The sequence below is a fragment of the Acinetobacter sp. YH12096 genome (assembly GCF_013419215.1).
Lineage (GTDB): Bacteria > Pseudomonadota > Gammaproteobacteria > Pseudomonadales > Moraxellaceae > Acinetobacter > Acinetobacter amyesii.
Genome location: NZ_VPAM01000005.1, coordinates 154,346 through 169,327, shown reverse-complemented (window position 1 = coordinate 169,327; position 14,982 = coordinate 154,346). Strand labels below are relative to the sequence as shown.

General features: G+C 42.4%; 13 protein-coding genes. 6 read left to right on the top strand and 7 right to left on the bottom strand.

Going from position 1 to position 14,982, the window contains the following annotated elements; genetic code table 11:
* Window positions 1-11 precede the first annotated feature (11 nt).
* Window positions 12-281 (top strand): oxidative damage protection protein, encoded by a 270-nt coding sequence (locus FTU36_RS03915; protein ID WP_078190466.1) that lies wholly within the window; start codon window positions 12-14, stop codon window positions 279-281.
* 994 nt (window positions 282-1,275) lie between these two features.
* On the opposite strand, the gene pgsA is transcribed toward FTU36_RS03915, so the two are convergent.
* The 3 genes from pgsA to uvrC all read right to left on the bottom strand — a co-directional run bounded on the left by pgsA (window position 1,276) and on the right by uvrC (window position 4,698).
* Window positions 1,276-1,863: a CDP-diacylglycerol--glycerol-3-phosphate 3-phosphatidyltransferase gene (gene pgsA / locus FTU36_RS03910; RefSeq protein WP_078190467.1), complete on the bottom strand. Its 588-nt coding sequence runs from the start codon at window positions 1,861-1,863 to the stop codon at window positions 1,276-1,278.
* 104 nt (window positions 1,864-1,967) lie between these two features.
* Window positions 1,968-2,762, bottom strand: a complete 795-nt coding sequence (locus FTU36_RS03905; RefSeq protein WP_180066941.1) for a thioesterase family protein — start codon at window positions 2,760-2,762, stop codon at window positions 1,968-1,970.
* A gap of 136 nt (window positions 2,763-2,898) precedes the next feature.
* Complete coding sequence (gene uvrC, locus FTU36_RS03900) at window positions 2,899-4,698, bottom strand: excinuclease ABC subunit UvrC (protein ID WP_180050756.1); 1,800 nt, start codon at window positions 4,696-4,698, stop codon at window positions 2,899-2,901.
* Between the two features lie 178 nt (window positions 4,699-4,876).
* Between uvrC and FTU36_RS03895 the strand changes: the two genes are divergently transcribed.
* Entirely contained in the window at window positions 4,877-5,935 is a 1,059-nt protein-coding gene (locus tag FTU36_RS03895; protein ID WP_180065789.1) for an AAA family ATPase, read from the top strand.
* 52 nt (window positions 5,936-5,987) lie between these two features.
* Here the strand turns inward: FTU36_RS03895 and FTU36_RS03890 are convergent, their stop codons facing one another.
* The gene (locus FTU36_RS03890) at window positions 5,988-6,398 is read right to left on the bottom strand and encodes a PH domain-containing protein (protein WP_180025935.1); all 411 of its coding nucleotides are present in this window, start codon (window positions 6,396-6,398) and stop codon (window positions 5,988-5,990) included.
* 180 nt (window positions 6,399-6,578) lie between these two features.
* The gene (locus FTU36_RS03885; RefSeq protein WP_180116838.1) at window positions 6,579-7,661 is read right to left on the bottom strand and encodes a diguanylate cyclase domain-containing protein; all 1,083 of its coding nucleotides are present in this window, start codon (window positions 7,659-7,661) and stop codon (window positions 6,579-6,581) included.
* On the opposite strand from FTU36_RS03885, the gene FTU36_RS16680 reads away from it, so the two are divergent.
* A complete protein-coding gene (locus FTU36_RS16680; RefSeq protein WP_257220820.1) occupies window positions 7,660-7,785 on the top strand; it encodes a hypothetical protein in 126 nt (41 codons plus the stop codon). The genes FTU36_RS03885 and FTU36_RS16680 overlap by 2 nt on opposite strands.
* Window positions 7,786-8,041: 256 nt before the next feature.
* On the opposite strand, the gene lpxO is transcribed toward FTU36_RS16680, so the two are convergent.
* Window positions 8,042-8,956 carry a lipid A hydroxylase LpxO gene (gene lpxO / locus FTU36_RS03880; protein WP_078190472.1) on the bottom strand — a complete coding sequence of 305 codons (915 nt, stop codon included), beginning with the start codon at window positions 8,954-8,956 and terminating at the stop codon, window positions 8,042-8,044.
* A gap of 471 nt (window positions 8,957-9,427) precedes the next feature.
* Between lpxO and fadB the strand changes: the two genes are divergently transcribed.
* From fadB to FTU36_RS03865, 3 genes are all read left to right on the top strand, one after another.
* Window positions 9,428-11,581: a fatty acid oxidation complex subunit alpha FadB gene (gene fadB / locus FTU36_RS03875; protein ID WP_180066930.1), complete on the top strand. Its 2,154-nt coding sequence runs from the start codon at window positions 9,428-9,430 to the stop codon at window positions 11,579-11,581.
* A gap of 12 nt (window positions 11,582-11,593) precedes the next feature.
* Window positions 11,594-12,766, top strand: coding sequence for an acetyl-CoA C-acyltransferase FadA (gene fadA, locus FTU36_RS03870; protein WP_180010561.1), 1,173 nt, complete (start codon window positions 11,594-11,596; stop codon window positions 12,764-12,766).
* Between the two features lie 369 nt (window positions 12,767-13,135).
* Window positions 13,136-13,855, top strand: coding sequence for a hypothetical protein (locus FTU36_RS03865; RefSeq protein WP_168379007.1), 720 nt, complete (start codon window positions 13,136-13,138; stop codon window positions 13,853-13,855).
* Between the two features lie 149 nt (window positions 13,856-14,004).
* Here FTU36_RS03865 and tehB read toward each other — a convergent pair whose 3' ends face one another.
* Window positions 14,005-14,877: an SAM-dependent methyltransferase TehB gene (tehB, locus tag FTU36_RS03860; RefSeq protein ID WP_180062998.1), complete on the bottom strand. Its 873-nt coding sequence runs from the start codon at window positions 14,875-14,877 to the stop codon at window positions 14,005-14,007.
* Window positions 14,878-14,982: the final 105 nt, after the last annotated feature.

Genomic DNA, 14,982 nt, shown 5'->3' with positions numbered 1-14,982 from the left:
GGAGTATTGATATGTCTCGACAAGTTTTTTGCCGTAAATATCAGGCTGAAATGGAAGGTTTAGACTTTGCACCATTCCCTGGTGCAAAGGGACAAGAATTGTTTGATACGGTATCTAAACAAGCTTGGCAAGAATGGCTAAAACACCAAACGACGTTGATCAATGAAAAACGTTTAAACGTGTTTGAAGCTGACGCGAAAAAGTTCCTTGAAGAGCAACGTGAAAAATTCTTCAGCAATGATGAATCTTTAGAAAAAGCCGAAGGCCTAAAGCCTGAGTAAAACTTAAAGCGTTGCTTTAAGTTTTACGCAAGACAAGCGAAGCGCGTAGTTTCAAATGTCATGAAGGAGTCCCAAAGGGGCTCCTATTTTTATACTCCGCCACGCCGCAAGACAAGCAGTTATGCTGCACGTAGGCTTTAATTGAAAAGAATCTCTAATCTTGTGGATTCTTTTTTATTGCTCTAAAAATTACGCAAGACAAGCGAAGCGCGTAGTTTCAAATGTCATGAAGGAGTCCAAAGGGGCTCCTTTTTTTATACTCCGCCACGCCGCAAGACAAGCAGCTATGCTGCGCGTGGGCTTTAATTGAAAAGAATCTCCAAGTTTGGGGATTCTTTTTTGCTATTCTACAAATGATGCAAGACAAGCGAAGCGCGTAGCTTCAAATCTCAAAAAGGAGTCTAAAAAGGCTCCTTTTTTTTGTGCTTAGGAGCACTGCTTTTTTTCGTAAGACAAAGATGACGTCTGTGTAAGCTTTCATTCAGAAATGATCTTTATCATTGCTGAAAAATCTTTTATCCATTGATCAATTTTATTTAAACTTAAATAGATGAATCTATTATTTAAATAATGTTAATTGTATTTTTATCATCACATATATCGATTTTTATCGTTTAAATCCAAACAAAACCTACCAAAGTTATCGGCCAATTTGTATCAAAAATTATTAATGTAAATTTGTGATACATTTCTCAATAAAACACAACATTACACTACAAGAAACTCCATGTATTTCTAAATCTGCTTTCCTATAATAGCAATCAAGGAGATGGAAACATCTTCCATAATAGCGATAAGTAACCCCGATTTTCCTTCCCAGATTTCCCCCAAAATCTGGGAATTTTTTTATCCAAAATTTGCGCCAACGTCTCACATTTAACGTCAAGCTCTAATCAAATGAAGCGCTGTTCAAACTAGTCAAACCCTCAATTTTTTTAAAAGCTCGGCAATAAAAAAGCCCCGATAACGGAGCTTTTCATAACTTACTTTTAAATCAAGGTTGTTTTAAATACGGCCATGCGGCTTTCAAATATATAAACATCGACCATAACGTTAAAACAACAGCTGTATAGAGCAATCCATAGGCCAACATTTCTAGGGGCTGCCAATTCAGCAAGAACACTGAAATCGCAATCATCTGAAATGCTGTTTTATATTTACCAACGGTTGAAACCGCAACACTGGTACGTGCGCCTAATTCAGCCATCCACTCACGTAGCGCAGACACCGTGATTTCACGTGAAATAATCACAATCGCTGCAAAGGCCATCGAAATGGTTGGTTGCCATTGCACCAAGACGATCAAGGCTGTTGCGACCATCAGTTTATCTGCAACAGGATCGAGAAAACGTCCAAATGCTGAAGTCTGATTTAAACTTCTCGCAAGATAGCCATCAAACCAGTCAGTGACAGCTGCGATCACAAAAATAGCGGTCAGCAATATATGACGTGACATGCTTGCAGCATGCTCACCCACGCCCATTGCAGGTGGCCAATACGCCACCAACAAAAACACAGGAATTAAAGCAATTCGTGCCAATGTTAAAATATTAGGAATATTCAGGATTCGACCTGTTGTCATAGACACCCCAGTTTTCCCCTCATGCACGATGAAAATGCAGAATAATTTGAGGATTTATCCATCGTTAGTTGCACTCACTTTATACGAAATGCCCCGCAGTGTCACTAGGCAAACACCGTAACAGTCTGTCGCGCAATCGCTATCAACTGGTTATTTTCATCCCATAAATGCGCATATTCCGTGGCGTAGCCATCCGCGGCATAGTCGGTAAATACTTTATATTTAAACCAATTACGCAAGCTTGATTGCAAGGGATGCACATAGGTCAATGTCCATGTTAAAGAACTCGCAGGCGCCATGGTTTTGTACATAGGCAGCACGCCGGGCGGCCACATATCCATCGAGACCAGTAAATCGGCTACGGTCATCTTACGATTATCGTGGCGTTCTGGATTAAAACGCATCCAACCACTAAAGTCAGGCTTTTTGCTTGCAGTACACGGATACTGCCCATCTACCCAGGCCAAATCCATTTGCTGAAAGCACTGTGGTGCAAGTGGATGATGTTCGGCAATCTTTAAGCTGCTCACTTCAGGAAAATCGGGTGCTTGACGCTCCTGATTGACGGCAATGCTTGATTCACGTGGAACACCAAAGCTCGCCAATAAAATGCTTTGTACGGCATCATCTTGCCAAAGTCGAACTTCGATGGTGGTGACGGATTTGCCCTGTCTTAAAATTTCAGCACTTAAACGCACGGGCGCCAATTGTACTGGCCCAACAAAGGTCACATTACAACTGAGTAAACGTCGCTGCGGATCGGCAATGGTGGCAACGGCTTTGTGCATCATCATGCCAGCCACTAAGCCGCCATAGATCGTACGTCCTTGCAACCATCCTTCTGGAATCTCAACCCATTCATTGTGTTCAATATGTTGATACAACTGTGCGAGTGACATCATCATCCCTGATCATATTTTTGATTTTTATATCATTGTATAAAAATCAAATGATGTGAATGATCAGTGACTCATGCGTCAATGAGCATTTTGGCAAATTCAGACTTGATGCGTCATCGATTGGGCTTAGTTCGCGCTATTCATGCAGGATTTTATAAATGGTGCGCGCCATCACATCGCCTAATCCCGGTACAAGTTTTAAATCATTTTCCGAAGCTTTGAGTACCCCCTGAATGCCACCAAAATGGGTCAACAGATCCCGACGACGTTTTGGCCCTAAGCCCGGAATCACCTCAAGTACCGATGAGCCACGCTTTTTATCTCGTTTCGCTCGATGTTTAGTAATAGCAAAGCGGTGGGCTTCATCACGAACCTGTTGAATCAAATGCAGGGCTTTATGGTCTTCGGGCAATTGGATTTTTTCACCATCGGTAAAGTGCAAGGTTTCCAGACCTGGTTTACGCCCCTCGCCTTTGGACACACCGACCATAAAGGCATCGAGCTCGAGCTCCTGCATGACTTCCATCGCCATGTGTAATTGACCTTTGCCTCCGTCAATTAATAGCAAATCGGGCAACATATGCTTTTTATAGCGGCGGGTCAGTGCTTGACGCATGGCAGCATAATCATCGCCTTCGGTAATGTCATTGATGGAAAATTGGCGATAGTCGCGTTTTCTTGCACCGCCAGCATCAAAGACCACACAAGACGCGATAGTTGCCTCCCCCATAGTGTGAGAAATATCAAAACACTCAATACTGTCAATTGGTCGCCCTACCACTTGTTCTAACTGATGAAAACGTTCATTCAATTCAAAATGATCAGCCAGTTTACCTTTAATCGCATGCTGCACATTCATTTGTGCAAGCTCTTGCCATTCGGCACGAGTTTCTCGCACTTTATGTTTGATTTGAATTTTTTTATCAAAGTGCTGATGTAGTGCATCTTCCATGTCTTTGCGATCTGGAATATCGACATTGATGATGAGTTCAGTTGGAATCTCATCTGCAACTTGAAAGTAGAAATTGGCAATGAAGTCCGAGAGCATTTGACCTAGATCATCACCCTGCATATCAGGGAAATAACTCTTTCCGCCGAGCATTTTGCCATTGCGCACATGCATGATTTGCACACAGGTCACACCGGCTTGATAAGCAATGGCAATGATATCAGCCTCACCTTTGACTTTATAAATCGCTTGCTGAGTTTGCACATCACGCAGCAGCGCCATACGATCACGATAAAACACCGCCTTTTCAAACTCCAAAGCTTCGGCAGCAGCTTCCATTTTTCCAATTAACTCTTGATTGAGCTCTTTGGTGTCGCCTTGTAAGAAACGAATCGAGTTATTGACATCTTCTTTATAATCTTCGGGTGAGATCAACCCCACACAAGGCGCGGAACAACGTTTAATTTGGTATTGCAGGCATGGTCGTTTGCGCTGTGAAAAATAGCTATTTTCACACTGACGCACATTAAACAGTTTTTGCAGCACCACCAAAGTATCACGCGCGTTATAAGCACTCGGATAAGGCCCGAAAAACTTACCGGCCTGATGCTTCGCTTTGCCTCGCCCTGCGGCAATTCGTGGATAGGGTTTATCGGCTGAAATAAAAATATAGACATAGGATTTGTCGTCACGCAGCATGATGTTATAGGGCGGACGATGCAGCTTAATCAGGTTTTGTTCGAGCAATAAAGCTTCGGTTTCAGAACGCACCACCAAGGTTTCAATGTCGTAGATTCGTGCCACTAAGGCCTGTGTTTTCGGATGTTCAATGGTTTTAACAAAATAGCTCGACACACGATTTTTTAAATTCTTTGCTTTACCCACATACAGCAACTCACCGTCTTTACCCAGCATGCGGTAAACACCGGGTAGAGTCGTCATATTAGCCAGAATTTTTTCAATATGTTCGCGTGCGTTTTCGTTCACTTTTGCCTTGTTCCGTCTTCGATATTGCTCTTTGACATGATGTGATGCTTTTATCTGCATTTTCAAGCAATCCCGCAAATTTATTGTTGCTCATAGCAATGATCTGATTGTTAAAAGCTATTAATGCAAAATTCTAAATTTGCTATGCTCAAAACATCCCGCTTTAGGAACATGATGCATGACGAACGCCAATCCCGCCATCCATGTCGTACACCCGACAACTTCGACGCATAGCACTGCTGAAAAAAACCGTTTGATGGGTAAGCCGCGTTTTCATTTTGAACCGCATGACGTTATGCAACACCTAAAGCAACGGATCATTGGACAAGAAGCAGCATTAGACGAAATTGAAAAAATGCTGCATGTGGTCAAGGCTGATTTTTCCAGTCCTGAACGACCGCTCTCCGTAACCTTAATGCTTGGACCGACAGGTGTTGGTAAAACCGAAACTGTGCGTTTAATCAGTGAAGTGATTTATGGCCGACCTGATGCCTTTTGCCGTATTGATATGAACACGCTCGCACAGGAACATTATGCGGCTGCCATTACTGGCGCGCCTCCGGGCTATGTCGGTTCTAAAGAAGGCCATAGTTTATTTGATGAAGTTGCCATTGCAGGTAGTCATACCCGACCGGGCATCGTGCTTTTTGATGAACTGGAAAAAGCGTCAACCGAAGTGCTTCGCGGCTTAATGAATGTGCTGGATAGCGGAAAATTAACCCTAACCTCAGGTACAAAAACCATCGACTTTCGTAATTGTATGATCTTTATGACCAGCAATGTCGGTGCACAAGCGGCACAGCAATATCTAGATAAGTTAAATTTTTTACCCGAAAAAATACAGAAGGTTTGTCTCAAACGCGTGCCGGTCAGCAGCATTATTGAAAAAGTCATGCAACGTAAATTCGACCCTGAATTTATTAACCGTATTGACCGTGTACTGCAATATCAACCCGTTCAAGATGATGCCTTGCCCCGTTTGGTGGAGATTGAACTGGAAAAACTTAATCAACGCCTACAACATCAAAAACGCAGTATCAAACTCACAGATGCAGCCAAAGCACATTTTTATCAGAACCATGATATTCGTTATGGCGCACGACATTTAGCACGAAAAATACGAGTAGAACTTGAGCCAATTTTGGCGATGTATTTTTTACAGTATCCTGAACAAACTCAATTACACTTAGATGCACAACACGACAAGTTGGTGATCACCGACGAACTTAATTCATAAAAAAGCACGTGATCGCGTGCTTTCTATTGATTTTAAGCAACCAAATTGATAATCAACTTAAGTTGATGCCCAATGCCTGCGCAAAAGCTTGCTGGTCTTTGGGTGAAACCATGACAAATTTGGCTTTCCCCTCCTGCACATATTCGATTTTTAAACGTTTAATCGAAAGCGCAGGCGCAGCAGATAAATCCTGACTTGGACTAACGCGCTGAATCTCGACCAATGGAATACGCCAACGCACAAACATGCTGCGGATATTCAAATGTGTTTTCGTGATTTGATAACGCGTATTGAAAGGCCACCATAAAATCAGCACCGTCAACACGTACACGGCGGTATGAACAGGATATTGCTGCATGGTACCTTTAGCTTGCATCGTCAGTAATAATTGAATGAGCAAGCCACTCATACAAATAATAAATGCGACCACCCACCAATCTTTTTTTGAACGAAAAACTTGCATCTTATCCCCCATCAACTGCTTTTATTCTATACAAGATTTTGCAGGATGCATCTGCTATTTCAGCTTTATTTTTGCAGGAAATAAGCATACTTATCACATTATTTTCAAGAATATGGAGATCCATTTAGCTCAAGTTTCGCTAGTCATCTATTGTTATTTTTGGCGTTATTTACGCTCGGATCACGCTTCTTTCGGCAAGAGTTGTTCCTGCAAACGTTTATAATTCTTTTTCTCTTGATACATTTTAGCATCGGCTTGTTGTACCAAGCTCATGGCATCTACATAGCCTTGCTGATGGTCTGTTTGGCACAGCCCAATACTTAAACTTAAGCCTGCTTCCATTTCAGCCACCGCTTCTAATAAACGAGGAATCAAACTCGCTTCCACATGCTTTTCACTGCAACCAGGCAAGACCAAACAAAATTCGTCTCCGCCATAACGGAAGCAATGATCATCCGAACGTGCAACCGACTTTATGGCCGCAGCAACCATTTGTAGTACCTGATCTCCACGTGGATGACCTTGTTCATCATTGATCTTTTTAAAATCATTGATATCAATAAACACTACTGTCACAGGTTCATGATTACGCTGTGCGGTATATAAAATACTGGTCAATAAGGTCGATAAATGCCGGACATTTAACAGTCCTGTTAATGGATCGCGCTGTGAAAGCTCTTCCATTTCTTGTGCACGAAACTCTAGCGCATGCGCATACTGTTCCATTTTTTCACGGGAGATCTTCACCTCATTAATCAAACTCCATACATAGGTTTCCACCACCAATGTAGTATCGAACATAAAGAGCTTTTCCAACGTGTTAATAATCCGCTGATATTGTTCGGTATCATTAAATGTACGCTGAATTAAGCGAAACAACATGGTCTTTAGGGTATGCACCGCAGAGAGATACAATTTCGGCTCTACACCTATGCGCTTATGAACCAAACCAACCCGTAAACGGTTATTCACATAAGCGCTGTCATAGCGCCCCGAAAATAAGTCCAATAAATACTGATGCTGCGCGCGTTGCAAACGCTTCAAGGTATCAAGGTCACCAATCAAGGTGGCAATTTCAGGAATTGAGGTTTGATTTTCATAAAATTCATCGACCATACTGTCGAGGATCGGCGACACAATCCCACCAATCGAAGCCAGTTCCGCTAGCTCTAAATCAGTCAAGCCAAGCAACTGTTTACGTCGTTCTATATCTTGCATCGAAATATGCATTTGATGCATCAATGTTTGGTTGGTTGCTTTCATGAATCGGATCCCCTTCCCGCCAAATCAATCCCTTCAGGCGTTTAAACAGGGTTTCTATGCAGTAGGTCTTCATGCCTGCATGCAAAGCTTCAACCGTTCACCTTTGGGTTTTGGCTATCATTGATGATGACGCTTTTCTTTCAGCTCAACGGTTTTGCATGGGCTTAAGTTCGGACGTCAACATCATATTCCTCGTCTATTGGCTCACTTTTTCTGGCTTATTCTGGTTCTAGCTTATTCTGGCTAACACTATTTCTGCTTTTTGCAGATTTGCTCTGCATAATTATTTTTATTCTGCTTGCCCGATAACTGATATTTTGCTGACTGTCAGCATAAAAAAACGCCCCTAAGGGCGCATTTTTTCAATATTTATTCTACTTTTAAAATAAATATGGGCGTACAAAAATCAGGAAGAACAGCCCCAACATTAGGAACCACTTTAAAAAGTAATACAGTGAACGATTGGTTTTTTTCAAGGCTTTGGCTTTTATACGAATTTGATAGACATAGCCAAATACTTTATTTAAACCACCCGTTTTATCACCGCTTTCATTCGGTGAACTCGCAGCAGTCATGACATTTTTACCAAACCAATGGTTAAAAGCTTCCATCCACTTTGACTTTAATGGCCGTTCAACGTCTGCAAAGAAAATAATCCGGTTCTGATCCGTTTTATTTTCAGCATAGTGAATATAAGTTTCATCAAACACCACACTCTCGCCATCACGCCATGAGTACCGCTGACCATCGACATCAATAAAACAACGGTCATCATTCGGCGTCAGTAAGCCCAAGTGATAACGCAATGAACCTGCATAGGGATCACGATGACGGACTAAACGACTGTCGGGCGCCAACTCGGTAAACATCGCAGCTTTAATCGTGGGTAGGTTTTTTAACAAGGCCGTGGTTTTTGGGCAAAGTTCAGCAGCCGAAGGATGGGCTGAGTCATACCATTTTAAATAAAAGCGTTTCCAACCTGTTTTAAAAAACGAGTTAAATCCAAGGTCATCATAAGTACTCGATGCTTTGATGCCCCCTTTTTCATACAAGGCCTTGGCTTCATCACGAATCATTTCCCAGTTTTCATCTAAGACTTTTAAATCTTTAAAATGCTGCGTGTCGATATAGGGTTGACTCGGCACTTTTGAAAACATGTACATGAGAAAATTGATCGGTGCGAGCAATGTCGAATGATCAAAAAACTGACGATAAAATGAATGACGGACTTTACCGCGTTGCTGAATATAAAACGCAGAAATGACAAAGACCGCCAGGATAATCCACTTAATCATATGAGGACCTGGTGCTAATAAGCATTGTGCTTAATGAAAAATTAACTTTTGAGAACGCGGCGAGTATAGCATAGTGCTCAGTGACGCTTAAATAAGCAGCATAGAACACTGTGTCTCAGCAAAGATGGACGACAATGTTAAAAGTGAATTGACCATTCTGCCGAAAAATACACTTGCTTTTTTATTGAATTTTTCTTTTGCATCTCAATCTATAGCTTACATTTATAAAAAAATGTGAACTGAAACATAAGCTTCAACATATTTAATTAGAGCGATAGCGATTAAAGGCAGATCCAAAGTCTATTTCCAAAAGAAATTTTGATGACCCTAGCGTCACGGCTTGATACAACTTGTTATGTTCTTTTTAGATATAGTTATCGTAAGATTAGCGAGGCATAAAGTGTACGCAGGAACCGCGTACTCGCTTCACAACATCAACTTAGAAGTCCTCCAAAATAAAGGAGATCAGGCATGATCCACGCTGGCAATGCCATTACCGTCCAAATGCTTTCGGACGGAATTGCAGAATTCCGCTTTGACTTACAAGGTGAGTCGGTCAACAAATTTAACCGCGCAACAATTGAAGATTTTAAAGCTGCAATTGACGCTGTTAAAGCAAACGGTGACATCAAAGGTTTAATCGTTACTTCAGGTAAATCTACATTTATCGTGGGTGCAGATATCACTGAATTCGGTGACAACTTCGCTCAAGGCGAACAAGCGATTGTGGATTGGGCATTGCCTGTTCACGACATCTTCAATGCGTTTGAAGATCTAAACGTTCCTAAAGTTGCTGCAATCAATGGTATGGCATTGGGCGGCGGTTTTGAAATGTGCTTAGTGTGTGACTATCGTGTGATGTCAGATGCTGCACAAGTTGGCCTTCCAGAAATCAAACTGGGTATCTACCCTGGTTTTGGTGGTACGGTTCGTTTAAGCCGCGTGATTGGTATCGACAATGCGGTTGAATGGATGGCAATGGCTGCACCGAAAAAGCCGGCTGCTGCGCTCAAAGACGGTGCTGTTGATGCAGTTGTTGCTGCAGACAAACTACAAGACGCTGCAATTGACCTTGTAAAACAAGCGATTGCTGGCCGTGTAGACTGGAAAGCAAAACGTCAAGAAAAATTAGATCCTGTTAAATTGAACATGCTTGAACAAATGATGGCATTCAATACAGCGAAAGGTGCAGTTCTTGCAAAAGCAAATCCTGCTCAATACCCAGCGCCAAAACTTCTTTTAGACTCATTACAAGCAGGTGCAAGCCTTCCACGTGATGAAGCATTGAAAATCGAAGCGCAAGGTTTTGCTAAAGCTGCGGTAACGCCACAAGCAGGTGCGTTAATTGGTTTATTCCTTAACGACCAAATTGTGAAGAAAACTTCGAAGAAATATGAAAAAGGTGCGCACCCTGTCAACCAAGCCGCTGTATTAGGCGCGGGTATCATGGGTGGTGGTATTGCTTACCAAGCGGCAAGCAAAGGCACACCAATCATCATGAAAGACATTGGTAACCCACAACTTGCTTTAGGTATGAAAGAAGCAAATGGCTTACTGACCAAACAAGTTGAACGTAAGAAGATGAAACCTGCTCAAATGGGTGAAACTCTTGCTCGCATCCGTCCTACATTAAGCTATGACGAATTCAAAGAAGTGGACATCGTGATTGAGGCAGTAACAGAGAACCCGAAAGTTAAGGGTATCGTACTTGCTGAAACTGAGAAAAATGTTCGTGACAATACGATCATTGCTTCAAATACTTCAACAATTTCAATCACACGTTTGGCTGAAAACCTACAACGTCCTGAAAACTTCGTAGGTATGCACTTCTTTAACCCTGTTCACATGATGCCATTGGTAGAAGTGATCCGCGGTGAGAAAACATCTGCTGAAGCAATCGCGACAACTGTGGTTCTTGCTCAGAAAATGGGTAAAACACCAATCGTAGTTAACGACTGCCCAGGCTTCTTGGTAAACCGCGTATTGTTCCCTTACTTCGGTGCATTTGACCTTCTACTGAAAGACGGTGCTGACTTCCAGCAAGTTGATAAAGTGATGGAAAAATTCGGCTGGCCAATGGGTCCTGCTTACCTCATCGACGTTGTGGGTATCGACACAGGCGTACACGGTGCGGAAGTAATGGCGGAAGGTTTCCCTGACCGCATGAAGCCAGACTACAAAGGCGCAACTTTAACCATGTACGAAAACAAACGTCTTGGTCAAAAGAACGACGTTGGTTTCTACAAATACGAACTTGACCGTAAAGGTAAGAAAGCCAAAGTGGTTGATCCAGTGGCTTACGAACTTGTGGCTTCTGTTGCAACTGCGGAAAAACGTGAATTTGATGCTCAAGAAATCATTGACCGTATGATGCTGACTTTCTGTAACGAAACTGTTCGTTGCCTAGAAGACAACATCGTAGCGACTGCTGCTGAAGCAGATATGGCGATGATCATGGGTGTAGGTTTCCCTCCATTCCGTGGTGGTCCATGCCGTTACATCGACCAAACAGGTGTCGCTGAATACGTAGCGCTTTGCGACAAATATGCGTATTTAGGTAAGGCTTATGAAGCGCCACAAATGTTGCGTGACATGGCTGCTAACAACAAAAAATTCTACGGTTAAGGAGCAACGTGAATGGCTACTTTAAATCCACGTGACGTTGTCATCGTTGATGGCGTACGTTCAGCAATGGGTAAAACCAAAAATGGTATGTTCCGTAACGTCCGTGCTGACAGCTTATCTGCTGAATTAGTACGCGCGCTTGTTGCTCGTAACCAGTTTGATACCAATGAAGTTGAAGACGTTATCTGGGGCTGTGTAAACCAAACCCTAGAGCAAGGTATGAACATTGGTCGTAACATTGCATTGTTAGCAGACCTACCACGTACTGTTGCAGGTCAAACAGTGAACCGTCTTTGTGGTTCTTCTATGCAAGCAATCCACACAGCGGCTGCGCAAATTGCAACCAACCAAGGTGATATCTTCATCATTGGTGGTGTAGAACACATGGGTCACGTTGGCATGATGCACGGCATCGACATCAACCCTGAAGCGTCTAAGCACTATGCAAAAGCATCTAACATGATGGGCTTAACGGCTGAAATGTTAGGTCGTATGAACGGTATTTCTCGTGAAGAACAAGATGCGTTTGGTGTTGAATCACACCGCCGTGCTTGGGCTGCAACACAAGAAGGTCGTTTCAAAAATGAAATCGTGGGCGTTGAAGGTCACGATGCAAATGGCTTCAAAATTCTGTGCGATATTGATGAAGTGATTCGTCCTGATGCAAACCTTGAAGCATTCCAAGCTTTACGTCCAGTATTCGATCCGAAAGGCGGTACAGTAACTGCTGCAACATCTTCAGCGTTGTCTGATGGTGCGTCTGCAATGTTGCTGATGTCTGCTGAACGTGCTCAAGCTTTAGGTCTTAAGCCACGTGCTGTCATCCGCTCTATGGCAGTTGCAGGCTGTGATGCTGCGATCATGGGTTATGGTCCTGTACCAGCAACGCAAAAAGCACTTAAACGTGCTGGCTTATCGATTGCTGATATTCAAACTTTTGAATTGAACGAAGCGTTCGCAGCACAAGGTTTGTCTGTTCTTAAAGGCTTAGGCATTTATGATCAACAAGACCGTGTGAACTTGAACGGTGGTGCAATTGCATTGGGTCACCCATTGGGTTGTTCTGGTGCGCGTATCACAACAACATTGTTGAACGTAATGGAACAGCAAGATACGCAAATCGGTCTTGCGACTATGTGTATCGGTTTGGGTCAAGGTATCGCGACCATTATCGAACGTGTTTAATTTTTAATTAAATACTGAGATAAAAGAAACCCCGTTTAGTGCGGGGTTTTTTATTTGTTAACTAAACTCGCATGAATAATACTAGAAGCCCCTTCTCCCTCTGGGGTGAGCAGCATGCACCACAAGAGGATGAGGGGAAATTTTTCATATAAATCCTATCCCTGAGCGGTATTCTGCGCAAGTCTCCTTAAAAGGAGAGGGAAATTTCATAGTGCAATAAATTTTGTTCAAAAATCTTCAACAAAAAACCGTGCTAAACAAACCGTAAAAACGCCTCAGCATATTTTTAAAGTTAATACGTTAATTCTCGATTTTCAGCGATTTTTGAATTATGGTAAGGCCTGAACCAAAACTTAAATATGCATAATAATGATAAATAAACGACTTCACTACCTCTTAAAGATGAGCTGCCTAAGCACTTTTATTTTTCTTACAGCTTGCGTTACAAATAATCAAATCGGTGAACTCTCCCGTGATCTGTTTCAAAAATACGAAACAAAATATGCATGGAGAACAATCCTTGAAGATGATGTGATCGCATTTGGCAAACCCGCTAAAGCAATACCCAATGAACCAATCGATAGCATCGTAGTCGCAGGCAATAAATACAGCTATGTGATCAATAAAGGCGGTGCTGATTTTATTCAACTGATAAGCCAACTCAATCCACAATATATTCGTCTCCATCGAGAACTTGACTTTAATTCTCCGAGCCCGAACAGCACTAAATTTAGCGGAAGCTTTAAATTTTATTATGCGCCTCCCAATGGAACACTAAGTCCTACGGAAAGGGCATTATTCAACCAATATGGCGTAGCACCATGTGATTGTTCAAAGGCAGAACAGCAAGATCATCTCTTTAACTTAGAAATTGCAGGTACGGTTTACCCAAAAGTTGCGAATGCCGCAGATTTAAAGCCCTTAAGCCATCCATATAAGATCCGTATCCAGCATTACGAAGACCAAAGTGGCTATGTCAAAAAGTCAGGGCAGGAAAAATTGGCAGAATTACCACTATTGCCTTTAACACTCACAATCGACATCATTCAATTGCCTTTAAAAGCTTTAGGCTTTATTTATCAGCCTTAAATCAGAGTATGATCATATTTAATTGGTTGAATTTTCTAAGTACACATACACCCTGACTAACTCAAAAATGGTTCCCTTTTTTCAGTTTAAGTAAAGTAAGTGTTGAGTTGATCCCCAACTCTTCAACTCAACATCCTACAATTCTTGGCTTAAATTTTCTGCGCCAACAACGTCGCAAAATGCTGTTGAATTCGCTGCCCTTCAGCATCCACCCGATGCAGCTCACCGACATTTTCATTGTATTTCACAATATTCCAGCCTTCATACAACGCACTTAACTCTCCTGCTTTAAAGCTAAATGGAAAGTCAGGCTGCGCAGGTAAATCAGGTGTATCCATAGCGCAAACTATCAGGTTATAGCCATTTACACTTGTCGCTTGCTGCATCTGCTGAATCAGTGGCTTCACTGTCTTGGCCTCTAAAAACATCATCACCACGGTACAGCAAATAAAATCATATTTCCCCGTAATGCTTTGGTCTGCATTTAAATCACGCTGCTGTACATGAATATTTTCAATACCTTCCGCAGCGATCACCTCTTGCAGCTTGTGCAAACTGTGTGGATTGACATCCCATGCATCCACCTCAAAGCGCTGCTCAGACAGCTGACTTAAGTACAGCGAATTACGCCCCTGCCCACAGCCGACATCCAAAGCACGACCACCTTGCAAATATGGTGTTGCTGCCAAAATTTCTGAATGTGTTGGACTGAGCTGATACTTCTTATAAAAATAGTCCTGTGCTAAGCAATAAAAACTCAACTGACATTGCACATCGTCACTCGCAGACACAATCTTGTGCCACGCCTGCGGTTCGATAAACGGCGGTGGCTGATCTGGGCTAAATACATGCGTGGAAAGGATATTTCCAGACGCATCTAACATGGCAAAGTTCACTTCACCTTGCAGTACGGTGAGTTTTGCCCAAGTGCCTGCTTTGGTATTGTGCTGTTGTTTAAAACCTTGTGGAATCGACTGCTGCGTCCACACAGGGAGCTGTTTATAACAAATAAGCTGCTGCATCTGATGTTATCCCTCATGCGACTTTATTTTTATGCCATACCAATGGCGGAAATGTATATTCACCATAACGGCTTTAACAGTGATTTTAAATCAGCTTTGAATTGA

Coding starts and splice junctions, on each gene's coding strand:
- FTU36_RS03915 (WP_078190466.1), top strand. CDS start 12: ATGTCTCGACAAGTTTTTTGCCGTAAATATCAGGCTGAAATGGAAGGT.
- pgsA (WP_078190467.1), bottom strand. CDS start 1,863: ATGACAACAGGTCGAATCCTGAATATTCCTAATATTTTAACATTGGCA.
- FTU36_RS03905 (WP_180066941.1), bottom strand. CDS start 2,762: ATGTCACTCGCACAGTTGTATCAACATATTGAACACAATGAATGGGTT.
- FTU36_RS03895 (WP_180065789.1), top strand. CDS start 4,877: ATGACGAACGCCAATCCCGCCATCCATGTCGTACACCCGACAACTTCG.
- FTU36_RS03890 (WP_180025935.1), bottom strand. CDS start 6,398: ATGCAAGTTTTTCGTTCAAAAAAAGATTGGTGGGTGGTCGCATTTATT.
- FTU36_RS16680 (WP_257220820.1), top strand. CDS start 7,660: ATGAATCGGATCCCCTTCCCGCCAAATCAATCCCTTCAGGCGTTTAAA.
- FTU36_RS03885 (WP_180116838.1), bottom strand. CDS start 7,661: ATGAAAGCAACCAACCAAACATTGATGCATCAAATGCATATTTCGATG.
- lpxO (WP_078190472.1), bottom strand. CDS start 8,956: ATGATTAAGTGGATTATCCTGGCGGTCTTTGTCATTTCTGCGTTTTAT.
- fadB (WP_180066930.1), top strand. CDS start 9,428: ATGATCCACGCTGGCAATGCCATTACCGTCCAAATGCTTTCGGACGGA.
- fadA (WP_180010561.1), top strand. CDS start 11,594: ATGGCTACTTTAAATCCACGTGACGTTGTCATCGTTGATGGCGTACGT.
- FTU36_RS03865 (WP_168379007.1), top strand. CDS start 13,136: ATGATAAATAAACGACTTCACTACCTCTTAAAGATGAGCTGCCTAAGC.
- tehB (WP_180062998.1), bottom strand. CDS start 14,877: ATGCAGCAGCTTATTTGTTATAAACAGCTCCCTGTGTGGACGCAGCAG.